The following is a 23347-nucleotide window of genomic DNA, read 5'->3' as shown; positions in this document are numbered from 1 at the left end:
GCAATCTGAGGAGGGTATTCCAATGAAAACGACTCTGAAAATGGGGCTGGTAATCAGCCTGGCGGCGGGGCTGATGATACCCGGTCTGGCCTCGGCGCAGGATCGTGACCTGCGCGGTTATGATGGCTATTGCTACGCCAAGAAGAAGGAAGCCCAGACCAACGGCACGATTATCGGCGCGGTCATTGGCGGCCTTGTTGGCAGCCAGATTTCCAAGAACGAACGTGGCCTCGGCACGGTTGGCGGCGCGGTGGTCGGCGGCGTGATCGGCAACAATGTCGGCAAGTCGAGCGTCAAATGCTACAACGGTGAATACTATTCCTACCAGGGCGCCTATTACGATCCGGCACCACCGCCTCGGGGCTACACGGTCGTCTATTACAAGGAGCGCCCGCCGCAGGATCGCTATCAGCACGTCTATTATGACCGTTACCGCCATACCACGCCGCCGCCCTACGCCTATGGCGACGCCTGGCGCAACGACAACGACAATCCCTATGGCTGGCGTGACAAGGATGGCCACTGGCACGATGGTCGCAATAAGGGCAACAAGCATAGAGACAAATACAACAATCACTAAGTTTAAACCCTCCGGTTACGCCGGAGGCTTTTTCATTCAGGCGTTATCAACCATTCTGCGCCAGAATCGGCGCATGAAACCTGATCGTCGTTATTTGCTGGGCGCTGCCGCCGCCGGCCTCTGCCTGTCTGCCGCGCCCGTCCTGGCCAGCGAAGGCGGGGAAGCCAAAAAAGCGGGGAATGCCTCGGTGCAACTGGGCGCGGTCGCCATACCGATCAGCGTGGACGGCCGTCTGGTCAATTACATCTTCCTCAATATCCGTATCAACCTGACCATGACGGCCGACGAGGCGAAATTCCGCGACAAGGAACCCTATTTCCGCGATTCCCTTGTCCGCGCCGCCTCGCGGACGTCCTTTGCGCAAGGTGGCAAGGATTACCTGTTGGATGAGCCGCGCTTCAAGCAGGTCATGATGGGCGAATGGACGAAAATAACCGGTCCCGGTGTCATCAAATCGATCGATGTGCTGTCGCAAAGCCCGAAGCGCCATCCGTACTGACGGATATCCCCCGCTGGTTGTGTTGCGGTGCGTTTTTCATAACGGTCTGAATTTACATATTATAAGTATTCGCACCCCCGCAATGCAGCATTCGCGGCGCGAAAACCTTTGAATTATAATGGGTTGCGGCAACATATGGCCTTGAAACTCAGGTAAACATTTGGCACTCTCCGCCTCAATCGAAAAGTAAGACACTGTATTTTGTCTTCTTTTTGATTCCCGAAAATGGGGCGGCGGTCATGTGCGCCCCTCAAATATAAAGACACAGGGGTTACATTATGAATATTGCTTTGATGCTGGCCATAGCGGCCGGCATACTTGGCCTGCTGTATGGTGTCGTCCAGACTCTTGGCCTGATGAAGGCCAATGCAGGCAATGCGCGTATGCAGGAAATCGCCGCGGCGATTCAGGAAGGGGCCGCGGCCTACCTCAAGCGTCAGTACACCACCATCGCCATGGTCGGCGTGGTCATTTTCATACTTGCCTTTATCTTTCTCGGTTATTTGTCGGCCATCGGCTTCCTGATCGGTGCCGTGCTTTCGGGTGCCGCCGGTTATGCCGGTATGCTGATTTCGGTCCGGGCCAATGTCCGCACGGCGCAGGCGGCGTCTGAAAGCCTCGCCCGTGGCCTGAAACTGGCCTTCAATGCCGGCGCCATTACCGGTCTGTTCGTAGCCGGCGGGGCATTGCTCGGCGTGTCGGGTTATTATGCCTACCTGACCGAAGTGCTGCACAAGACGGCGCATGACCGCGACCTGATCAATGCCCTGGTGTCGCTGGGCTTTGGTGCATCGCTGATCTCGATCTTCGCCCGTCTCGGCGGTGGCATCTTCACCAAGGGCGCCGATGTCGGCGGTGATATGGTCGGCAAGGTCGAGGCCGGTATTCCGGAGGATGATCCCCGTAATCCGGCCACCATCGCCGATAATGTCGGGGACAATGTCGGCGACTGCGCCGGCATGGCGGCCGATCTGTTTGAAACCTATGCGGTGACCACCGTCGCCACTATGGTTCTGGCGGCCATCTTCTTCGGCGAAACCCCCTATGTCGGCATGATGATGCTGCTGCCGCTGGTCATCTGCGGTGTCTGCATCCTCACCTCGATCATCGGCACCTTCTTTGTCCGTCTCGGCAAGGACAACCACATCATGAACGCCCTCTACAAGGGGCTGATCGCCACGGGTCTTCTGTCGATCGTGGCTCTGGCGGCAGTGATAAAGTATCTGCCCGGTCTCGGCTTCGATACGCCGTTTGAATATGTCTCTGCCGGCACCACCTTCCACTTTACCGGCATGACCCTCTTTTACTGCGGTCTCGTTGGCCTGGCGGTGACGGCGGGCTTTATCGTGGTGACCGAATACTATACCGGCACCGGCAAGCGTCCGGTCGTTTCCATCGCCCAGGCGTCGGTCACCGGCCATGGCACCAATGTCATCCAGGGCCTTGCGGTTTCCATGGAATCGACGGCGGTTCCGGCCCTGATCATCGTGGCCGGCATCATCGGCTGCTATCTGCTGGCTGGCCTGTTCGGCATTGCCATCGCCACCACCACCATGCTGGCCCTGGCCGGCATGATCGTGGCGCTGGATGCCTTCGGTCCGGTAACGGACAATGCCGGCGGCATCGCCGAAATGGCGGGCCTGCCGCCGGAAGTGCGCCACACCACCGACGCGCTCGATGCGGTCGGCAACACCACCAAGGCCGTCACCAAGGGTTATGCCATCGGTTCCGCCGGTCTCGGCGCTCTCGTGCTGTTCGCCGCCTATACGTCTGACCTGAAATACTTCGCCGGTCTGACCGACGCCCCCGCCATCTTCCAGGGCTTGGGCAACCTGACCTTCTCGCTGTCGTCACCGTGGGTCGTTATCGGCCTTTTGATCGGCGGCCTGCTGCCCTATCTCTTCGGCGGCATGGGCATGACCGCGGTCGGCCGCGCGGCTCAGGCGGTTGTGGAGGAGGTGCGCAAGCAGTTCCGCGAGGATCCCGGCATCATGGCCGGCACGTCCAAGCCCAACTACGGCCGGGCCGTCGATATGCTGACCAAGGCGGCGATCAAGGAAATGGTTATTCCGTCGTTGCTGCCGGTGCTGTCACCGATTGTCCTGTTCACCATCGTCTACTATATCGGTGGCGCGGTGCCGGCGTTTGAAGCGCTGGGCGCCATGCTGCTCGGTGTTATCGTGACCGGCATCTTCGTCGCCATCTCGATGACCTCCGGCGGCGGCGCGTGGGATAACGCCAAGAAGTCCTTTGAAGACGGCTTTGTCGACAAGGACGGCGTGAAGCACCTCAAGGGTTCCGAAGCGCATAAGGCTTCGGTGACTGGGGATACGGTCGGTGATCCGTACAAGGATACGGCCGGCCCGGCGGTCAATCCGATGATCAAGATCACGAATATTGTGGCCTTGCTTATGCTGGCGGTATTGGCTCACGGCGCTTAAGGTAATGGCCTCCGCCGGAAACGGCGGGGGCATTCAGATAAGGTTTAGCCACAGATGACACAGATGGGCACAGATGATTCGAGCATCTGGAACATCATGCATTGTGAAATGACAGTCGCTTTGCGATCAGTAGGCAGGGTATCCAGGCTTGTTTCTGACTCTCGAAGACGCAGATAATCTGTGCCCATCTGTGTCATCTGTGGCGAATATCTTAAATAAAAAAAAAGCCCGCCAGATGTATCTGGCGGGCTTTTTTACACATGTTCGAGGCATTTTAATCGCGGCGGCGGTTGTTGCCGGGATTGGTGTCCTGGCTGTTGTCGAGGCGCTGGTGCCCGACAGTACCGAGGACCTGTTCGAGCGCGGTCAGCGAACGGCCGCGAGTCGGGGTCTTGTTCGGGTTCGGCGTCAGTACCCGGCCATCGGCCAGGGACAGGGTCTTTACAGTAGCGACCGTCTGGGTGCTGGGGTCGAAATCGACGACGGTCACCGAACGGGCCGTGACGCGCGGCTGCTTGTAGGTCATCTTCATCGACACCTGGTCGATATAATACCATTCCGACGGCTTGTAGACCGAGGTCTGCGACGGGGCGCCCAGCTTATCGAGCACGGTGGCCTGGCTGTCGCCGACCTTGATATCCACCGAAGGCTTGGCTTCATGCGCGAGATAGCCGTGGTGCGTCATGGTGGGGGCGCAGGCCGTGCCCAGCAGGGCCAGGGCGGACGCGGCAACCAGAGCCGAGCTTGTCTTGAAGGAGAGCAGGCGCATGAATATCCTGTTTAGAAAACGAAACGCATTTGACCTATAGGGAATTTAGGCTTACGGCAAGCTTAAGGCTTAAACATGGCCGTGAACAGCAAATTTTTCGCCGGATACAGCGCCTGAATGGCGACACATCATCCCTGTTTCCAAAGGGATATTCATCGGCCCAACCCAACCAGAGATATGTGATGCAAAGCCTTCTGGACAAGCTGAAATCCGCCTTTAAACCGCGCCCTGCAAAGCAGGTCGGCGACCGGCTTTACCTGGCCTGCGTGATGCAATCCCGACAGCCGGTCTTCTATCTGGACTACGGCGTGGATGACGCCATCGGGGCCCGGTTTGAACTGCTGACCTTTCACGTCGGGCTTGTTGTAACGCGGTTGAAATCTTTGCCGGCAGGCGATCCGCGCCACGATCAGGCGCAGGAAACGGCGCAGGCCCTGTTCGATTCCTTCCTGCTGGCGCTTGATCTCGACCCTGCGGGAGCAGGGCGTCGGCGATCTCAGCGTGCCTAAGAAGATGAAAAAGCTCGGTCAGGTCATCTATACGCGCCTGAAACGCTGGGACGACCTGTGGCGGGACGCCTCTCTGACGGCGGCTGCCGACTACACGGCGCGCACGATCATGGCCGGCTCGGACTATGCTGACGATAACGCGGACGGAGAGGTCAGGGGGCAGGCGGTTTCGGCGGCGGTTCTTGAACGGGCGCAGGCATTCGCCATCTATGCACAGGCGGCGTATGATGCCTTTCAGGTCGATGACGTACTGGCCGGCCGGCCGGCCTTTTCGCCGCCGGAGGCGCTTGAAAGCGATGCAGACTCGGCAGACCTTGTAATGAGTGGAGAAGAGCAATGAGTGACCAGCAGGATACCGGACTTTGGGAGCATCGTGTTCGCTTCGATCAGGCCGCCAAGGGGCTGAAAGTCGAGCTGGTTGCTGACGAAGCGCGCCGCGACGTGATTGCAAAGGCGTTCGGCATGATCGAACTGAACAGCCTTGTCGCTCATATCGACACACGCCAGGTGACGGGTGAAAAGCCGGTTGTGCGCGTCAGTCTGGCGCTCAAGGGCGAGGTCACGCAGGAATGCGGCGTGACGCTGCAGCCTTTTACTCATGAGATTTCGAGCGACTTGGAGATCGACTGCATCGAAAAGCAGCGGGTCACCACAGAGATTGCCGAGGTCGGCGCCCGAGAATTCACGCTGGATGATCTCGATGAACCGGATGTGATCGAAAACGGCCAGATCGACCTGGGCCAGTATGTGATCGAAGCGCTGGGCGAAGCCTATGATCCTTTCGCGCGCAAGCCCGGCGCGGTTTTCGAAGAGCCGGAACCGGTGAAGGAGCCGTCGCCTTTCGCCGTCCTGGCGCAGTTGAAACGCGATGAATAGCGACATGACGGACCACCTGGCAGATGATTGGGCTTGCATAGTTGCAAAGTGCCGCTATCGTCCGCGGCTTGTTTGCAGAGTATGTGCTTTGAGTGAGAAAAGCTTAGGTGAGGTCAGATAGGTCCGTGTCGGCAACAACAGAACCTCAGTCAAATCCGGCTATTCCGAAAGATGCTGTCATTATCGCCATTGACGCCATGGGCGGCGATCATGGCCCGGCGGTAACGGTGCGCGGCGCCGCGCTATTGCTCGATGAGCATCAGGCGGTCTTTTTTCAGCTTCATGGAGACGAAGCGCGAATCAATGCCGAACTGGCGAAGCTGCCGAAGCTGAAAGCGCGATCGGTTGTCATCCATACTGATCAATGCGTGGCCATGGATGAAAAGCCGGCCCAGGCGATCCGCCGCCGCAATACCAGCCTGTCCAACGCCATTCATGCCGTGAAATCCGGCGAGGCGAGGGCGGTCATTTCGGCCGGCAATACCGGGGCCCTGATGGCGCTCTCCAAGATGATCCTAAAGATGATGACGGATGACTTGGAGCGTCCGGCCATCGGCTGTTCGTGGCCCAATAAAAAGGGGTTTGGCACCGTGCTCGATGTCGGCGCCAATGTGACGTCTGACGCCCGCCAGTTGATCGAATTCGCCCTGATGGGCGCCGCCTTCCACCGCGCCGTGCATGGCGTCAAAAAGCCGTCCATCGGTCTGCTCAATGTCGGTTCGGAAGACGTCAAGGGCCATGAAGAAGTGCGCGAGGCCCATAAGCTGCTCAAGGAAAACACCCTCGGTCTGAATTATTATGGCTTCGTCGAGGGCACGGACCTGTGCGCCGGCACGGTCGATGTCACCGTCACGGATGGCTTTACCGGCAATGTGGCGCTGAAGACCGCCGAGGGAACGGCGCGTTTCATCAAGGATCTGCTGAAGGACGCTTTCAAATCGGGGCCGATGGCTATGCTGGGGGCCGTGTTGGCCGGTTCGGCGCTGAAGGCGATGGCGAAGCGCATCGATCCGGGCGCCAGCAATGGTGGGCCGCTTCTGGGCCTGAAGGGCATCGTCATCAAAAGTCATGGCGGTGCGGATGCGCGCGCCTTCTCGAACGCCATCCGGGTCGGGCTTTCGCTGGCGACCAGCGGTTATGAGCGTGATATTGTTGACAGTCTGGCCCAGTTTTCGCAAAGCCTGGCGGCGGAAGCCGGTATGGATGCGGACCTGAAAGAAACACCAGCCGTGGTAGCCGCGGGCGATAAGGTAAACTAGGAACATGCGTGTGTTAAGATCGGCGGTTACCGGGGTTGGCGGATTCCTGCCGGAACAAGTGATCACCAATGATGATATGGCGCGGATGGTCGATACCTCCGATGCCTGGATCACCGAACGGACCGGTATTCGCCAGCGTCACAAGATCGACGACGGCATGAAGACCTCCGACCTGGCTGTGGAGGCCGCGAAGGTCGCCCCGGCGGCCGCCGGCAAGACGGCGGCGGATGTAGACCTCATCATCGTCGCCACCACCACGCCGGACATGCCGTTTCCTTCCACCGCCTCGATCGTGCAGAACAAGCTCGGCGCGCCAACCTGTCCGGCGTTTGATGTCCAGGCGGTGTGCTCCGGCTTTGTCTATGCCCTGAGCGTGGCCGATGGTTTTGTGGCGCGTGGCCTGTCGAAATGCGTACTGGTGATCGGCGCCGAGGCGATGAGCCAGTTGCTCGATTACAGCGACCGCGGCACCTGCATCCTGTTCGGCGATGGTGCCGGCGCGGTCGTGGTTGAGCCGGTCGAAGGCGTGGGGACCAAGGCCGATCGCGGCATCCTCGGTTTCGATCTGCGCTGCGATGGCTCCAAGGTCGATCTGCTCTATGTCGACGGCGGCACGTTCGAGGCTGAAAACCGGATCGGCAAGATCCGGATGCAGGGCAACCAGGTCTTCAAGCACGCGGTTCATAAGATATCGCAAGCCGTTGAAGCGGCAGTGGAAAAGGCCAATCTCGAAATCGCCGATATCGACTGGTTCATACCGCACCAAGCCAATCAGCGTATTCTCAATGGCGTGGCCGAACGGCTTGGCCTGGATGAAAACAAGGTCATCTCGACCGTGGCGCAGCACGCCAATACCTCCGCGGCCAGTATTCCTCTGGCCTGGTATGTCGGTGTGCAGGACGGCCGCGTAAGGCCGGGCGATCTGGTGCTGATAGAGGCGCTGGGCGGCGGTCTGACCTGGGGCGCGGCGGCTATCCGCTTGTAGGGTTATTCCCGTAACGGACGTTTTTTATCATAAGTTCTCTATAAGCCTTTGACGGATAGCGATAATTGCGGCATTGTGCGGGCTTGCTTTGGTTAAAACCATTCTGCAGGGGGCGCTTGAGACCATGAAATCGCAGACCTTGACGCGAGCCGAACTTTTCGAAGACGTTCACAATGAACTGGGCCTGCCGCGGCAGGAATGCGCGGCGATTGTTGAACGCACGCTTGATCTGGTGGTTGAAGCGCTGGAGCGCGGCGATACGGTGAAGCTGTCGGGCTTTGGCGTTTTCCAGGTGCGTGAAAAGAATGCCCGCGTCGGCCGCAATCCCAAGACCGGCAAGCCTGCGGCCATCGATCCGCGAAAGGTGATCTCGTTCCGCGCCTCGCAGATCGTCAAGGCGCGTGTCGATGCCGGCACGCACGAGTAACGAGGTAGCGCACCGGTGAACAAGGGGCCGCTCGCCTTACGGACCATTTCCGAGACCGCCGATGCTCTGGGCGTGCCGCAGCATGTGCTGCGTTTCTGGGAGACCAAGTTTACCTTCATTCGTCCGACCAAGCGCGCCGGTGGCCGCCGTTTTTACCGCCCGCAGGATATCGACCTGCTGATGGGCGTAAAGACGCTTCTTTATGATCGTGGTTTCACCATTCGCGGCGTGCAGAAGCTGTTCAAGGATGAGGGGCAGAAGGCCATTCTCAATCCCTCCGGCGAACGCTATTCCGGCCCGGCTGACGAAGTGGTGGCGACCGAGCAGGGGCTGGTGTCACAGGATGAAATCGCGGCTGAGGATGCTGAAGGTGTGCGTCAGCCGGTCTTTGGTGGCGCGTCGGTTCCGCCAGCGGCGATGTCAGCCGAGATGCGCGACCGTTTTCTGAAAATCGCCAATGCTCTGGAAGAGGCTCAGGCCAGCCTGGCGCGCCATATCGACCTTGCGAAGCGCAGTTAATTTCCGGTGGAATTTCCCGGAAATCTGACTTTTGGGGATTGCCGCAGGCGATGTTCGTCTCTATAAGCCGCCTCTCTTAGGGGCGACACCTGCTGTTTTCCTTATGTTTTGGCGGAGCGTGGCGCAGCCTGGTAGCGCACTTGACTGGGGGTCAAGGGGTCGCAGGTTCAATCCTGTCGCTCCGACCATTGAAACAAATAAGCCGTGGGCCCAAAGGCCCACGGCTTATTTGTTTCAGGTCTGCGCGCCAAGCTTCGAACCGTAAAAGGTTCGACGGCGAATGACAGGCTTGCCTGTCATGAAGACGCGATGGAGCGAAGCGTAATCAATCCTGTCGCTCCCACTGAGAAAGCGTCGCGCAGCGACACCATCATTTTGTAACCACGAATGCACACGAATAAACACGAATAAAACTTGCGTACTTTTGGGCGAGACAATGCTTAAATTGGTGCATTCGTGGTTCTGCTCAAAGCCGTCTGACGGCCGGATCAGGCAGTCCTAGCAGCGCATCAATTTCTGCATCGCTCAACTGGCCGCCCCGAAGCGCCTTGTCGGCCTCGATAAGCGCTCTGGCCTGGCGCTCGACCTCCAGATAGGGCGACGGTCCCGACGCCTTTCGCGGTGCCGGAGCAATTGGCGGCACAGCCGGTTTTGGTGCAGCCGCCTCATCCCAGGCCAGTTTAATTGCCTTGCCAATCGAGATCAGCGCCTTGGCGGCGCGGTCGGCTTCGGCAAAGGTGGCGGGTGTATCAATCTGCTCGTAGGCATCAAGCAGATCTAAAGCGAGTTTACGCAGGCGCTGGGTGATATCGGTCTGTTCCATGCCCAAAAGCATAGACTGCCGCAAAACACCGGGGATTATTCGTGTTCGATCCGCCTGTCCGGCACCAGCCAGATCAGGGCCACGATCACATAGCAGGCAATGCCGGCAAAGCTGTTCCAGACCGTCAGGGCCAGCCCCAGGATGTAGATGGCCGTCGAGATATAGCCTTTCAGATCACTGCCGATCGCCCGCCCCACCAGACTGTCCCTGCCATTCACGGCGATCAGCACCTTCACCAGTATGGAATAGGCAATGGAGGGCATCAGCAGGGATAGGCCATAGGCGGCTGTGGGGATGGTGGCGAAATCGCTTTCCCCCATCCAGCGCGTGGTGAAGGGGACCAGCGACAGCCAGAACAGCAGGTGCAGGTTGGCCCACAGGGCGCCGCCATTTATCTTGTGGCAGGCATGGAGCAGATGGTGATGGTTGTTCCAGTAGATGCCGACATAGATGAAGCTTAAGGCATAGAGCAGGAAGGTGTGGCCGACATCGAGCAGGGCGTGGAGGTCGACGCCTTCGGGCGTCTGCAGTTCCAGCACCATGATGGTGATGATGATGGCGATGACGCCGTCGCTGAAGGCTTCCAGTCGCCCCTTGCCGATAGCGGGTAATACCGGTCTGGCCGTTTCTTCTTTCATTTGTTTTTCTTCTTGCCTTTGTAGTTTTCCGACCAGGAGATCAGCGGAATGATCGGCACACCCCACAGGGTGCCGGCCAGGGCGTAGAAGATCAGGGCCGTGATCTGGCCGCCATGCAGGAAGCCGGCCAATGCGGCGACCACGCAGACGTAAAAGCCCAGCCATATGAGAATCCCCAGACAGGTGATGGCGCGGCGCTGGGGCAGGCTGAGGCGGTCAAGCGGACCTGGCATCAGCGGCGCTCGATCATGCGGGTGAGGTGGAACAGGCCAAGCAATACCGAACTGCCAGCGAAGGATACCATCAGGATCGAGAAAAAGTGATCGCCGATCATTTCGCTGCTCTGGGTGAAAAAATTGAGCAGGACGGCGCCGAAAATGGCGACGAAGACATTGATGGGAAAGCTGAAACGGCTTTTGCTCATGGCGTTGGCGATCCAGCCGACCACAAAACCGGCCAGGGTGGCGAGGATGTAGTTCTCTGCCGTCATGGCTGAGGGGTCCTTTCTTGGCCATTGTTCGGCCTTTTTCGTGCGCGAAGCGCTTGAATTGCCCGTTGCGGTATGGGCAAAATCAAAGCGACGCCATACCTTTGTTACAATCTCTTCAGGCAAACGGCAAGGATTTGAAACAGGGGTGGGCGGCGGAATTGGCTAAGCGCATCCCGAAAAGTGTAACGCACTTTTCGGATTAAGGTGCGCGTTAAAGAAAAGTTCTAAAAGTTGGATATCTGAATGAAGCGTATGGCGCGACTTCCCCTCAAGTCACCCCTGGTGGCGGCCTGGCTGTTTGTGGCGGCCTTTCTGGTTCTGGCCCTGGTTTGCGTCGGCGGGGCCACCCGGCTGACCGAATCCGGCCTGTCGATCACCGAATGGAAGCCGGTGACAGGTGTCCTGCCGCCGATGAACGAAACCGACTGGCAGGCGGCCTTCGAGGGCTATCAGAAGATACCGCAGTATCGCATCATGAACGCCCATATGGACCTGGAGCAGTTCAAGGGCATCTACTGGTGGGAATGGGCGCATCGCCTGCTCGCGCGTTTGCTGGGGCTGGTCTACCTTGTGGGCTTTATCGGCCTGTTGCTGGCGAAGGCGATACCGGCGAGGCTGATCTGGCGCTGCGGCGTGCTGGTCGGGCTGATCGCGGTCCAGGGCTTTGTCGGCTGGTGGATGGTCCATTCCGGCTTGCAGTACCGGACCGAAGTGGCGCCGGAAAGGCTGATGACGCACCTGTCGCTGGCGCTGATCCTGATGTGCGGCTCTATCTGGACTGGGCTTGAGGCGCTGGAAGGGCAAACGCGTGGCCGTGGGGCGCCGGATGGCTGGAAAGCGGTGACGTGGCTGCTTTTGCTGGTTGTTTTCGTACAGTGTATGCTGGGCGCCCTGGTGGCCGGCAATCGCGCGGGCCTGGTCTATAATGACTGGCCGCTGATGAACGGGCATATCTTCCCGCCGGTCGACTGGGCGAAAGGCGTCGGCTACAGCTTCCTGCACGATCAGGGGCTTGTGCAGTTCATGCACCGAATGAATGCCTATCTGCTGCTGATTTTCGCCACGGCCTATGCCCTGGTGATGGCGCGCAAGATCAATGACGATGGCCTGAAATCCCTGTCGGCGACGCTGGTGACCGCCACCTGGGTTCAGGCGGCCCTGGGCGTGACCACTTTGATTACAGTCGTCACGCTGGGCTTTGCATTGGCGCATCAGGTGGTTGCGGTCTGTGTGCTGGCGCTGGCGGTATGGCTGACCTGGAGCGTGGCGCGCGCCGACCGGGTATTTCGCTAGACGACCTGCCGACTGAACTTTTCCCAGGGCCCGGTAATGGCCACGGTGACGCTGTTGGTCTGGATATTGGCGAACAGGGTGGAGCCGTCCGGCGAGAAGGTGACGCCGGCCCATTCCGAATGCAGGGCGTCGACATTGCGGGCAAAGGTTGTCACCTTGCCTTCAGGCGTGACAATGCGCAGGTGGTTATTCAGCACGTCGGAATAACGGTCCTCACAGACATATAGGTGGCCCCACGGCGCCACGGTCAGGTTGTCGGCATAATCGATGACACGCAGGTCGCCGGATTCGACGAACAGCTCGATCTGGCCCGGCTGGTCCTTTTCGCGGTCGCTGCCTTCATAAGGGCTGGGGATATAGCGCATGAGCTGGCCATAGGCTTTCGCGCCGCCAGAGGTACAGGCGAAGAACAGTTCATTATGACCGTAATGGATGCCTTCGCCGCGCGAGAAGCGGGCGGCCCCTTTGAGATAGGCTTGCGTTCGCAGGCTGTCGTCCGGGCTTTCGACGTCCTTCAGGTCAATCCAGGTGACGGCGTGACGGTCGCCGACATTCCAAAGATGCGCATATTTGTTGCTGGTGGCGGCGCGGGGCACGTCACGGAAGGCCAGGGCCTGAAGGCGGCCGCCCTTGTGCAGATAGCGCGTGTCGTTCGGCAGGTAGCGGTAGAAGGCGCCATCCGACATATCCTCGGTCATGTATACGATGCCGGTGCGCGGATCGATGGCGACGGCCTCGTGGTTGAAGCGGCCCATGGCCTTGATCGGCACCGGGGCGGCAATGCCTTTGTAGCCGGAGGGCACCTCGAAGACGAAACCGTGGTCCTTTTTGACGCCGTCTCCGGCGGTTTGCGTCGTTTCTTCGCAAGACAGCCAAGAACCCCATGGCGTCGGACCGCCGGCGCAGTTGGTCGAGGTGCCGGTCAGCGACAGGAAGTGGCTTTCCAGTTGCCGGGTCTTTACATTGTAGACGAGGGTGGTGGTCCCGCCGCTCAAAGGCGCGCCGTTGGTGTCATGATCGTAAACGCGCGTGCGATCCAGTTTGTCGATTAACTGGTGGCGGTCGCCGAGCGGGCCGATATCGGTGATATTGTGCTTGATCTCGTGATTGCGCACCAGCACCACCTTGTCGGGTGAGGTGTGGGGAAAGGCGGCCATGCCGTCATGCAGTCCAGGCACCTTGAAACCATCATCCATGGTTTCACCCAGGGCCGAGAAGGTTGTGTAGGAAAAGCCGTCCGGCAGGTCTATGAAGCCTTTCGGATCTGGCAGGAGCGGGCCATAGCCTTTGATTTCGCTGAGATAGCCGGGATCGGCGGCTGGTTCGACGCGGGCAGCGGCCAGGGCACGGTGGCCAAGGCCAGCGAAAGCGGAAGACGTAGCGATCGCACCGCCAAGCATGATACGTCGGGAAATTTGCATATTATCCTCACAAATGAGCTATGTTCAGGAGTTGCCACGTCCGTATTACCGTTTCGTGACAGCGAAAAATGTTGCGGTAATTTAATACCTTTGTGAAATTTCTCATTAAAAACAATTGATTGCTGGTGCTTTTGCTGAAAATAATGCGTTGACAGGTCGGGGTCTCTCCCGTATATCCCGCGCTCTTCTCCGCCCGGATATCCTTTTCGGATGGAAACCTAAGGATTTTATCATGTTGACCTCCACGACTGCGGCGCTGAAGCCCGCTGATGTCGAGAAGAAGTGGATCGTGATCGACGCCGAGGACGCCGTGCTCGGCCGTCTGGCCTCGTACATCGCCATGCGTCTTCGCGGCAAGCACCTGCCCACCTATACGCCGCACGTTGATTCCGGCGACTATATCGTCGTCATTAATGCCGAGAAGGTCCACCTGACCGGCAAGAAGGAAAACGAAATCTTCTACTGGCACACCGGCCATCCCGGCGGCGTCAAGCAGCGCACGCTTGGCCAACTGCTGAACGGCAAGTATCCGGAACGCGTCCTGACCAAGGCTGTCGAGCGCATGATGCCGAAGGAAAGCCCGCTGGCCCGTGGTCAAATGACCAACCTGCGTATCTACGCCGGCGCCGCCCATCCCCACGAAGCTCAGCAACCGGAAGTCGTCGACTTCAAGTCGCTGAACCGCAAGAACGTCCGGAGCGCATAACAATGTCCGATATCCAAGCTCCCGCTCAAGGTATGGAAGCCCTGGCTTCCCTGTCGTCGAATCCTGAAGCCGCGCCCGTCCGCGTCCAGATTCTCGACAAGTACGGCCGCGCCTATGCCACCGGCAAGCGCAAGAACGCCATCGCCCGCGTCTGGATCAAGCCAGGTTCCGGGAAGTGGGTCATCAATGACCGCGAACAGGAAGTGTATTTCGCTCGTCCCGTCCTGCGCATGATGATTGCCCAACCGCTGAACCTGACCGACCGCGCCTCGCAGTTCGACGTCATGGTTACGGTTGTCGGTTCGGGCCTCTCCGGCCAGGCCGGCGCCATCCGCCACGCCCTGTCAAAGGCCCTGACCTATTACGAGCCGGGCCTGCGCCCGACTCTGAAGGCTGCCGGCTTCCTGACCCGCGACTCGCGCGTCGTCGAGCGTAAGAAGTACGGCCGCGCCAAGGCGCGCAAGAGCTTCCAGTTCTCGAAGCGTTAATCGCACGAGTCACAAACTCATGCGGAAAAGCGCTTCGGGCAACCGGAGCGCTTTTTCTTTATTCTCCTCCCTTGCAAGCGAAGCGTAGCGGGGGAGGTGGCAGCGAAGCTGACGGAGGGGGCGTTCCCCACGTAAGCGGCCCCCTCCGGCGAGACAATCTCGCCACCTCTCCCACAACGGCGTTGCCGCAAGCAGGGGGGGAGAAAGGTAGACCATGTCACATAAAGTCTTCATCGACGGCGAAGCCGGCACGACCGGTCTGCAGATCCGCGAGCGGCTGGAAAAGCGCCCGGATATCGAACTGATCCGCCTCAACGACGGCAAGCGCAAGGACGCCGCCGCCCGCAGGGACGCGCTCAATTCGGCTAATGCGGTGATCCTGTGCCTGCCGGACGAGGCGGCGATCGAGGCCGTGTCAATGGTTGAAAATCCTGATGTGCGCGTAATCGATGCCTCCACCGCTTTCCGCACTGATCCGGACTGGACCTACGGTTTCCCGGAAATGAGCGATAAGCAGCGCGCCGCCATCAAGACGTCGAAACGCATCAGCAACCCCGGTTGCCACGCTACAGGCTTCATTGCCCTGACGCGCCCTTTGGTCGAGGGCGGCATTATCCCGTCCTTTTTCCCGATTACTGCCACCTCGCTGACGGGCTACAGCGGTGGCGGCAAATCAATGATTGCCGAATTCGAGGCTGGCCCTGAGTACGGCAAGGGCCATGAGCGCCTCTATGCCACCGGGCTTTCGCACAAGCACCTGCCGGAAATGACCGTCTATTCCGGCCTGGAAAGCCCGCCGATTTTCACGCCGGTCGTCGCCAATTTTCCGCAAGGCTTAATCGTCCAGGTGCCGCTGCACCTCTGGGCGCTGCCGGACGAACCGGATATCGATGCGGTGCGCAACCTGCTGACGGCGCATTATCTTGGCGAACCATTCGTGCGCGTGGCCTCGGCTGAGGAAAGCGCCGAGACTGGCGCGGTTCATGGCGCCATGCTGGCCAACACCAACCAACTCCTGATCCATGTCTTCGGCAATCCGGACCAGGATACGGCCAACCTGGTGGCGGTGTTCGACAATCTCGGCAAGGGGGCTTCCGGCGCCGCTGTACAAAATCTCAATCTGGTATTAGGTGTGGAAGAAGGTCTGGGACTGATCTAGGCCGCAATCACAGGAAACGCCACAGGAAGCGCCAATGAACCCGATTAGCTGGGCCGCCATCTATCTGATGATCTGGTGGGTGACCTTTTTCGCCATCCTGCCGCTGTGGAACCGCACACCGGTGGAAGAAGGCACCGAGGTCATCAAGGGCAATGATCCCGGCGCGCCGATCACCCATAACCTGTGGAAGAAGGTCAGGATCAACAGCCTGGTGGCGCTGGTCGTCTGGGTGTTCGTGATCGTCTTCATGTACTTCATCCATATCCCCCTGCCGACAATTCCCGGCGCGTAACGCGAATCCGCCATAATCCCGTGTAAAAGCGCTTCACTCTCCAGGACTAACTGTCTAGGGTGCGCGCAACTCAAGTTACATACGGATTCTCAACCATGCGCCTGTCGCGCTTCTTCCTGCCCCTTCTCAAAGAAAATCCCGCCGAGGCCCAGATCGTCTCTCATCGCCTGATGCTGCGCACCGGCATGATCCGTCAGGAAGCCGCCGGCATCTATGCCTGGCTGCCGTTGGGCTTCAAGGTGTTGAAAAAGATCGAAAAGATCGTCGAAGAAGAAATGGCGCGCGCCGGTTCGATTCAACTGTTGATGCCGACCCTGCAACTCGCCGACCTGTGGCGTGAATCCGGCCGTTACGAAGACTACGGCCAGGAAATGCTGCGCATCAAGGACCGCCATGAGCGCGAGATGCTGTACGGTCCAACCAATGAAGAAATGATCACCGAGATATTCCGCGGCACGGTGCGGTCCTACAAGGATTTGCCGCTGAACCTCTTCCATATCCAGTGGAAATTCCGCGACGAACAGCGCCCGCGTTTCGGCGTGATGCGCGGCCGCGAATTCCTGATGAAGGATGCCTATTCGTTTGACGTGGATGAGGCAGCGGCGCGCAAATCCTATAACCGCATGTTCACGGCTTACCTGAATATCTTCTCACGTCTGGGTTTGAAAGCGGTGCCGATGCGCGCCGATACCGGCCCGATCGGCGGCGACCTGTCGCACGAATTCATCATCCTGGCCGATACCGGTGAAAGCGCCGTCTTCTGCCATGAGGATCTGATCAACATGCCGGCGCCCGGTAATGAGGTCGACTGGGATAATCTGGAGCATGTTTTCGAGGGCCGCACCGCGCTCTATGCCGCGACCGAGGAAATGCACGACGACGCCCGCTTCAAGGCCGAGGTGCCGGCAGACAAGCAGGTTTCGGCGCGCGGTATCGAGGTCGGCCATATCTTCTATTTCGGTGAGAAATATTCCAAACCGATGAAGGCCGTTGTCAATGGCCCCGACGGCGAAATCACCGCCCATATGGGCTCCTATGGCGTCGGCGTGTCGCGTCTGCTGGGCGCCATCATCGAAGCCTCGCACGATGAGGCCGGCATCATCTGGCCGGAAAGCGTCGCGCCGTTTGATGTGGCGATCATAAACCTGCGTCAGGGCGACGAAGCCTGCGACGCCGCCTGCGAAAAGGCTTATTCGGCCCTGCAATCGGCCGGCCGCGACGTGCTTTATCACGATACCGACGAGCGTGCCGGCGCCAAGTTCGCCGCCATGGATCTGATCGGCGTACCCTGGCAACTGATCATCGGCCCGAAGGGGCTGGCGGACGGCCAGGTCGAGCTCAAGAACCGCGCCACCGGCGAGCGCCTGACCGTGCCATTTGACGCCGGCCTCGCGCAACTCTCGAAGGCATAGGCCGCATGGGATCGTTGCTGTCGCTGTTCAATTTCAAAGGGTGGGAATTCGATCTCGCCCTGAAATATCTCCGCACCAAGCGCAAGGACGGCGGCATCGCCGTTATTGCCATTATCAGCTTCACCGGCATCATGCTGGCGGTGACGGCCCTGATCAGCGTGCTGTCGATCATGAACGGCTTCCGCGATGAACTCATGTCGCGCGTCCTGGCCTTCAGCGGCCATGCCTATGTCTCCGGACAGCCGATCAACGATTTCGCCCATCGTGACGATATGCTCAAGCGGATCAAGGCGATACCGGGTGTTGTTGATGCAAATCCTTATCTCGATCTCGCCCGGTCTTATCCAGAATTCGCATGGCCAGACCGGCTTGGCCTATATGCGTGGCGTCATCCCCGAAGCGCTCAAACACACGAAGCTGATCAGTGACAGCATCAAGCCGGCCGATGGCATGGCGCAGTTCGGTGTCGGCGATTATGGCGGCGATGTCATTTTGGTTGGCAGTGGCGTGGCCAATGAACTGGGGCTCAATGCCGGCGACGAAGTGACCTTGGTGTCGCCAGGCGGCTCGACCGCCTTTGGCGCTACGCCGCGACGCAAGGAATATACAGTCGGCGGCATTTTCAAGAGCGGCGTCAGCGATATCGACAAGGCGTTCATCTATATGCCGATCACCCAGGCGCAACTTTTCTTCGATCGTGAAGACGAATGGGATACGGTCGAGATAAAGGTCGACAAGCCCTATGATATCGACCTCTACCGTCCGGCCCTGACAAAGGCTGCGGGCGAGGGCGCCTATATTTCCGACTGGAAGGAGCAGAACGCCTCGCTGTGGGGCGCGCTCAAGGTCGAGCGCACAGCCATGCGGTTCATCCTGTTCTTTATCGTCATCATCGCCACGCTCAACATCATTTCCGGCATTGTCATGCTGGTGAAGAACAAGACCCGCGATGTCGCCATTTTGCGCACCATGGGCGCCGACCGGGCGGCGATTTCGCGGATATTCTTCATGACAGGCACGATCATAGGTGCTGCCGGTACGGCGGCGGGCCTGCTGCTGGGAGTCCTTTTCTGCACCTTCATCGGGCCGATCCAGCATTTCCTGGAATGGCTGCTGCATACCAAGCTGTTCCCCGCCGATGTCTATTATCTCGATGCTGTGCCGGCCAAGATGGAGCCGTCCGAGGTGGCGTTCGTGGTTATCGCCTCTCTGCTGGCGGCCTGTATTTCCACCTTCTTCCCGGCCTTGTGGGCTTCCAAGCTCGAACCCGTGGAGGCACTCCGTTATGAGTAACCCGGTTCTGTCGCTAAAAGGGCTGCACCGCGATTACGCGCTGGGCGATGGTCGTAAGCTGGCCGTGCTAAAGGGCGTCGATCTCGATGTCATGCCCGGTGAACTGGTCGGCCTGGTCGGGCCGTCGGGTTCCGGCAAGTCGTCCCTGCTTCATGCCGCTGGTCTGCTGGAAGCGGCGCCGAATGCCCACCTGAGCATTGACGGCGAGGATTTTCATTCGGCGGACGAGCGTTTGCGCACTAAGGCGAGGCTGGAAAAGATCGGTTTCGTATACCAGTTCCATCACCTGTTGCCGGAATATACGGCGGTAGGCAATGTGGCTGTACCGCAACGTATTCTGGGGCGGCCGATGAAGGAGGCCGAGGCGAGGGCGCGCGAACTTTTGACCGCTCTGGGGCTGGCGGAACGACTGGATCACCTGCCGGCGCAGCTTTCCGGCGGCGAACAGCAACGCGTGGCCATAGCACGGGCATTGGCCAACAAGCCGCGCCTGCTGTTGGCGGATGAGCCGACGGGTAATCTCGACCCGGCGACATCAGGGCAGGTGTTTGACGCCCTCAAGGCCATCGTCAAGGCCCAGGGCGTGGGGGCGGTGATCGCCACCCATAACCTGGAACTGGCCAGGCATATGGACCGGGTGGTCAGGCTGCTTGACGGCCAGTTAGTGCCTTTCGACGTCCACGCGGAAATTTAATCCACTTATCAATCAACAGGTTATAATTTTGTTCCGCCTGTGGAACATAATCCCTATTGCGATTGGAACAAAACAAGAATATAGAACAAATCATGAATTAAAGAACATCAATAGAACGCAAAGGAATGTGGAAAAATGATCAGCGCCCTGCATAACATGTTGTCATTTGCCGCCGTAACGGGTTTTGTTTTCCTCATGTGCCATGTGGTGTCGCTGGCGGCGTGAGTCGCGCGAGCCGGGCCGGATTCACCCATAGGAGCGCGTCGTGAGCGAAGATTTCATCCACCTGCGCGTCAAGTCGGCCTATTCGCTGCTGGAAGGCGCCATCAAGGCCTATGATATGGGCAAGCTGGCCCATAAACAGAACATGCCGGCCGTGGGAATTGCTGATCGCTGCAATCTCTTCGGCGCCCTCGAATTTTCTCAGGTGTGCAAGGATACGGGTGTCCAGCCCATTATTGGCTGTTCGCTGCCGGTCAGGGGCATTGGCGGCGCGCCATCAGAACGCTGGGGCAAGATTCCGACCGTCGTCCTGTTTGTCCAGAATGAAGCGGGCTATCTCAACCTCACCAAATTGTCTTCCATCGCCTATGTCGATGCGGATGCCGCCGAAGAACCGCATGTCCGCTGGGAGCAGGTGGTCGAGCATAACGAGGGGCTGATTCTGCTCTCGGGTGGTTTTGATGGGCCGGTAGACGTGCTGTTCCGTCAGGGCAAGCCGGATGAGGCGGTGACAGCGCTTCGGGCGATGCAGGCGGCCTTTGGGGATCGCTTTTACATTGAATTGCAGCGCCATGACGGGTCGCCTCAGGGCGGCGTCAAGGGCGGTGTGGCAGAAGTCGGTCTGGTTGAATTTGCCTATGCTAATGACGTGCCGCTGGTGGCCACCAATGATGTTCAGTTTGCCACGCAGGATCTGGCTTCGGCGCATGAGGCCCTGCTGTGTATTTCCGATGGCGCCTATATGGGGCAGGAAGACCGCCGCAAGGTCACGAAGGAGCATTGGTTCAAACCGGCTGCCCTGATGCGTGAGCTGTTTTCCGACCTGCCGGAAGCCTGCGATAATACGCTGGAAATCGCCAGGCGTTGCGCTTTTCTTGTCAGCAAACGCGATCCGATCCTGCCGCGCTTCGATACCGGCGCTGGGCGAAACGAGGCGGAAGAATTGACATATCAGGCGCGCGAGGGCCTGAAAATGCGCCTGAAACAGGTCAAGCTGGCCGTGCCAGAAGAAGACTATTGGGCGCGTCTGGAGCGGGAAATCGGCATCATTATCCAGATGGGCTTTCCAGGCTACTTCCTGATCGTTTCGGACTTCATCAAGTGGGGCAAGGCGCACGATATTCCGGTCGGACCGGGGCGGGGCTCCGGTGCCGGTTCGGCCGTGGCCTGGGCGCTGGCGATTACCGATCTGGACCCGCTTCGCTTTGGTCTGCTGTTTGAGCGCTTCCTCAATCCGGAACGGGTCTCGATGCCGGACTTCGACGTCGACTTCTGCCAGGAGCGCCGCGAAGAGGTGATCTCCTATGTGCAGGAAAAGTACGGTCGTGACCGGGTGGCGCAGATTATTACCTTTGGTACGCTTCAGGCACGCGCCGTTTTGCGTGATACCGGACGGGTGATGCAATTGCCTTTGGGACAGGTGGATCGTCTGTGTAAGATGGTGCCGAACAACCCGGCCAATCCGACGACCCTGGCGCAGGCCATCGAAATCGAGCCGCGCCTGAAAGAAGCGCGAGATGACGACGATGCGGTCAGGCGTTTGCTCGATACAGCGTTGAGGCTTGAAGGGCTTTACCGTAACGCGTCGACCCACGCCGCCGGTATTGTGATCGGTGACCGGCCTCTGACCGAACTGGTGCCACTGTATCGTGATCCGCGGTCGGATATTCCGGCGACCCAGTTCAACATGAAATGGGTGGAAAGCGCCGGTCTCGTCAAGTTCGACTTCCTCGGTTTGAAAACCCTGACCACGCTCAAGCGGGCGCAGAATTATCTGAAAAAGCGCGGTGTCGATATCGATTATTCAACCCTGCCGCTGGATGACAAGCCGACCTATGATCTGTTGGCGTCCGGTCAGTCGATCGGTGTGTTTCAGCTTGAAAGCCAGGGGATGCGTGACACCCTGCGGAAGATGCAGTGCAGTTCCCTGGAAGAGATCACCGCCCTTATCTCGCTCTATCGGCCTGGGCCGATGGATAATATCGATACCTATGTCGACCGGAAATTCGGCCGGATGGAAATCGACATGCTTCATCCGAGCCTTGAGCCGGTATTGAAGGAAACCTACGGCGTCATCATCTATCAGGAACAGGTAATGCAGATCGCACAGGTTCTTTCCGGGTACAGCCTGGGGAAGCCGATTTGCTGCGCCGGGCCATGGGTAAAAAGAAGAAAGAGGAAATGGACTTGCAAAAAGCAAGGTTCATTTCCGGTGCGGCTGAAAAGGGGGTGCCTGAAAAGCAGTCGGACAGTATTTTCGAACTCGTCAACAAGTTCGCCGGCTATGGCTTCAACAAATCCCACGCCGCCGCCTATGCCTTTATTTCCTATCAGACCGGCTATCTGAAGGCCAACCATCCGGTCGAATTTTTCGCGGCGACCTTCAGCCTCGATATGACAAATACTGACAAGCTGGCGGTTTTCTATCAGGACGCCCGGCGGTTCAATGTCACGATCCGACCGCCCGATATCAACCGATCCATGGCCGATTTCGATGTCGAAAATGGCGAGGTGCTTTATGCGCTGGGCGCCATTCGCAATGTGGGCTTTGAAGCCATGCAGAGCGTGGTTCAGGCGCGTGAGGAAGGCGGCAAGTTTACCGACCTGTTCGACTTCCTGGAGCGTATCGACCCGAAGGCGGTCAACAAGCGCGCACTGGAAAACCTCGCCAGGGCAGGGGCGTTTGATTCCATCCATCCTAATCGCGGGCAAATTGTGGCGGCGGCGGATATCCTTATGGCCTATGCTCAGAGCATGGCGGCGGATCGGGCGGCCTCCCAGGTCAGCCTGTTTGGTTCCAATGAGTCGTCACGGCCGCGCCTACCCAATGTGGCCATGGTGTCGGGACCCGCGCGGCTTGATGAGGAACTGGCGGCCATTGGCTTCTATCTGTCTGGCCACCCGTTGCAGGACATGCTTGATGTGTTCAAGCGGCGGAATGTTACCCTGTACGCCGATGCCGTGGCTCTGGCTTCGGAAGGCCGTGAAGCCTTCCGCATGGCGGGTATTATTCGCCGCAAGCAGGAACGGGCCGCGCAGGGATCGGGTGAAAAATTTGCCTTCGTCACCCTGTCCGACCCCAGTGGAGAATATGAGGTGCTGTTCCCGCCGGAATCGCTGCGCAAGAATCGTGATCACCTGGAAGTGGGCAATTCGATCGTTCTCAAGGTGCGCAGCAAGGGGCGGGATGGGGAAGTGCGCTTCTTCGGTGATGATGCGGGTCCAATGTCCGAAACGCTCAAGACCGATGATATGGGCCTGAGGGTGCATGTTCTGGCGAATGTGATCAACATGGCTGAACTCAGGGAAAAGCTGGAAGCGTCCAAATCACCGAGGGGCGGGGAGATCAGCCTGACGGCCGATCTCGGTGGCGAAGGCGTCATCGAGTTTAAACTGCCGCAGCGTTATAACCTGGACGCGCATCTACGCGGGGCACTCAAGCATATATCGGGCATAATTGAACTGGAAGATGCCTAGTTTTTTGAATTTGGTCTTTTGAAATAGCAGTGACAGAGGCTCAAGGGCTGGATTTGATCCTTTGGTTGCAATTCG

The 23347-nt window shown here is 58.9% G+C and carries 23 protein-coding genes, 1 tRNA gene and 2 pseudogenes; 20 read left to right on the top strand and 6 right to left on the bottom strand.

Annotated elements, in window-relative coordinates:
* Nucleotides 1-22 precede the first annotated feature (22 nt).
* The 3 genes from NVV72_18185 (at nt 23) to NVV72_18175 (ending at nt 3520) form a co-directional block, all read left to right on the top strand.
* Nucleotides 23-580: a glycine zipper 2TM domain-containing protein gene (locus NVV72_18185; GenBank protein MCR6661152.1), complete on the top strand. Its 558-nt coding sequence runs from the start codon at nt 23-25 to the stop codon at nt 578-580.
* A 73-nt stretch (nt 581-653) separates the two neighbouring features.
* Nucleotides 654-1079: a hypothetical protein gene (locus NVV72_18180; GenBank protein MCR6661151.1), complete on the top strand. Its 426-nt coding sequence runs from the start codon at nt 654-656 to the stop codon at nt 1077-1079.
* A gap of 278 nt (nt 1080-1357) precedes the next feature.
* A complete protein-coding gene (locus tag NVV72_18175) occupies nt 1358-3520 on the top strand; it encodes a sodium-translocating pyrophosphatase (GenBank protein MCR6661150.1) in 2163 nt (720 codons plus the stop codon).
* Nucleotides 3521-3794: 274 nt separating this feature from the next.
* Here NVV72_18175 and bamE read toward each other — a convergent pair whose 3' ends face one another.
* Nucleotides 3795-4289 carry an outer membrane protein assembly factor BamE gene (bamE, locus tag NVV72_18170; GenBank protein ID MCR6661149.1) on the bottom strand — a complete coding sequence of 165 codons (495 nt, stop codon included), beginning with the start codon at nt 4287-4289 and terminating at the stop codon, nt 3795-3797.
* A 182-nt stretch (nt 4290-4471) separates the two neighbouring features.
* Here bamE and NVV72_18165 point away from each other — a divergent pair, with 182 nt between their 5' ends.
* From NVV72_18165 to NVV72_18130, 8 genes are all read left to right on the top strand, one after another.
* Nucleotides 4472-4798, top strand: a complete 327-nt coding sequence (locus NVV72_18165; protein ID MCR6661148.1) for a hypothetical protein — start codon at nt 4472-4474, stop codon at nt 4796-4798.
* A complete protein-coding gene (locus NVV72_18160; protein ID MCR6661147.1) occupies nt 4791-5138 on the top strand; it encodes a hypothetical protein in 348 nt (115 codons plus the stop codon). Before NVV72_18165 ends, NVV72_18160 begins: the two co-directional genes overlap by 8 nt.
* Nucleotides 5135-5674: a DUF177 domain-containing protein gene (locus NVV72_18155; protein ID MCR6661146.1), complete on the top strand. Its 540-nt coding sequence runs from the start codon at nt 5135-5137 to the stop codon at nt 5672-5674. Before NVV72_18160 ends, NVV72_18155 begins: the two co-directional genes overlap by 4 nt.
* A 179-nt stretch (nt 5675-5853) precedes the next feature.
* Nucleotides 5854-6933, top strand: a complete 1080-nt coding sequence (plsX, locus tag NVV72_18150; GenBank protein ID MCR6661145.1) for a phosphate acyltransferase PlsX — start codon at nt 5854-5856, stop codon at nt 6931-6933.
* A 4-nt stretch (nt 6934-6937) separates the two neighbouring features.
* The gene (locus NVV72_18145) at nt 6938-7918 is read left to right on the top strand and encodes a ketoacyl-ACP synthase III (protein MCR6661144.1); all 981 of its coding nucleotides are present in this window, start codon (nt 6938-6940) and stop codon (nt 7916-7918) included.
* 124 nt (nt 7919-8042) lie between these two features.
* On the top strand, nt 8043-8345 hold the full coding sequence (locus NVV72_18140) for an integration host factor subunit alpha (protein MCR6661143.1): 303 nt from the start codon (nt 8043-8045) through the stop codon (nt 8343-8345).
* A gap of 15 nt (nt 8346-8360) precedes the next feature.
* Entirely contained in the window at nt 8361-8864 is a 504-nt protein-coding gene (locus tag NVV72_18135) for a MerR family transcriptional regulator (GenBank protein MCR6661142.1), read from the top strand.
* Nucleotides 8865-8976: 112 nt separating this feature from the next.
* A tRNA-Pro gene (locus NVV72_18130) sits at nt 8977-9052 on the top strand.
* 278 nt (nt 9053-9330) lie between these two features.
* Here NVV72_18130 and NVV72_18125 read toward each other — a convergent pair.
* The 4 genes from NVV72_18125 to NVV72_18110 are packed head-to-tail and all read right to left on the bottom strand — an operon-like array spanning nt 9331 to nt 10815.
* The gene (locus NVV72_18125) at nt 9331-9687 is read right to left on the bottom strand and encodes a hypothetical protein (GenBank protein ID MCR6661141.1); all 357 of its coding nucleotides are present in this window, start codon (nt 9685-9687) and stop codon (nt 9331-9333) included.
* A 35-nt stretch (nt 9688-9722) separates the two neighbouring features.
* A complete protein-coding gene (locus NVV72_18120) occupies nt 9723-10325 on the bottom strand; it encodes a TMEM175 family protein (GenBank protein MCR6661140.1) in 603 nt (200 codons plus the stop codon).
* Nucleotides 10322-10558, bottom strand: coding sequence for a DUF2842 domain-containing protein (locus tag NVV72_18115; GenBank protein ID MCR6661139.1), 237 nt, complete (start codon nt 10556-10558; stop codon nt 10322-10324). The genes NVV72_18120 and NVV72_18115 overlap by 4 nt, the downstream gene beginning before the upstream one ends.
* Nucleotides 10558-10815, bottom strand: coding sequence for a transglycosylase (locus tag NVV72_18110; GenBank protein MCR6661138.1), 258 nt, complete (start codon nt 10813-10815; stop codon nt 10558-10560). Before NVV72_18110 ends, NVV72_18115 begins: the two co-directional genes overlap by 1 nt.
* A 243-nt stretch (nt 10816-11058) precedes the next feature.
* Between NVV72_18110 and NVV72_18105 the strand changes: the two genes are divergently transcribed.
* Nucleotides 11059-12108 (top strand): COX15/CtaA family protein, encoded by a 1050-nt coding sequence (locus NVV72_18105; GenBank protein ID MCR6661137.1) that lies wholly within the window; start codon nt 11059-11061, stop codon nt 12106-12108.
* On the opposite strand, the gene NVV72_18100 is transcribed toward NVV72_18105, so the two are convergent.
* Nucleotides 12105-13529, bottom strand: coding sequence for a DUF839 domain-containing protein (locus NVV72_18100; protein MCR6661136.1), 1425 nt, complete (start codon nt 13527-13529; stop codon nt 12105-12107). The two genes, NVV72_18105 and NVV72_18100, sit on opposite strands and share 4 nt — an antisense overlap.
* Before the next feature lie 232 nt (nt 13530-13761).
* Here NVV72_18100 and rplM point away from each other — a divergent pair, with 232 nt between their 5' ends.
* The 8 genes and pseudogenes from rplM to dnaE all read left to right on the top strand — a co-directional run bounded on the left by rplM (nt 13762) and on the right by dnaE (nt 23272).
* Complete coding sequence (rplM, locus tag NVV72_18095) at nt 13762-14235, top strand: 50S ribosomal protein L13 (GenBank protein ID MCR6661135.1); 474 nt, start codon at nt 13762-13764, stop codon at nt 14233-14235.
* Nucleotides 14236-14237: 2 nt separating this feature from the next.
* Entirely contained in the window at nt 14238-14723 is a 486-nt protein-coding gene (rpsI, locus tag NVV72_18090) for a 30S ribosomal protein S9 (GenBank protein MCR6661134.1), read from the top strand.
* A 214-nt stretch (nt 14724-14937) separates the two neighbouring features.
* The gene (argC, locus tag NVV72_18085; protein MCR6661133.1) at nt 14938-15882 is read left to right on the top strand and encodes an N-acetyl-gamma-glutamyl-phosphate reductase; all 945 of its coding nucleotides are present in this window, start codon (nt 14938-14940) and stop codon (nt 15880-15882) included.
* 34 nt (nt 15883-15916) lie between these two features.
* A complete protein-coding gene (locus NVV72_18080; GenBank protein MCR6661132.1) occupies nt 15917-16174 on the top strand; it encodes a DUF1467 family protein in 258 nt (85 codons plus the stop codon).
* Between the two features lie 95 nt (nt 16175-16269).
* On the top strand, nt 16270-17586 hold the full coding sequence (locus tag NVV72_18075) for a proline--tRNA ligase (protein MCR6661131.1): 1317 nt from the start codon (nt 16270-16272) through the stop codon (nt 17584-17586).
* 5 nt (nt 17587-17591) lie between these two features.
* A pseudogene (locus NVV72_18070) lies at nt 17592-18879 on the top strand (lipoprotein-releasing ABC transporter permease subunit).
* Complete coding sequence (locus tag NVV72_18065; protein MCR6661130.1) at nt 18872-19573, top strand: ABC transporter ATP-binding protein; 702 nt, start codon at nt 18872-18874, stop codon at nt 19571-19573. The pseudogene NVV72_18070 and the gene NVV72_18065 overlap by 8 nt, the downstream one beginning before the upstream one ends.
* 265 nt (nt 19574-19838) lie before the next feature.
* Nucleotides 19839-23272 (top strand): annotated as a pseudogene (gene dnaE / locus NVV72_18060) (DNA polymerase III subunit alpha).
* The last annotated feature ends 75 nt before the right edge of the window (nt 23273-23347 follow it).

Origin of the sequence: Asticcacaulis sp. (assembly GCA_024707255.1) — a bacterium.
GTDB lineage: Bacteria > Pseudomonadota > Alphaproteobacteria > Caulobacterales > Caulobacteraceae > Asticcacaulis.
Note: the sequence above shows the minus strand (reverse complement) of the source record. Positions and strands in the feature narration are given on the sequence as shown.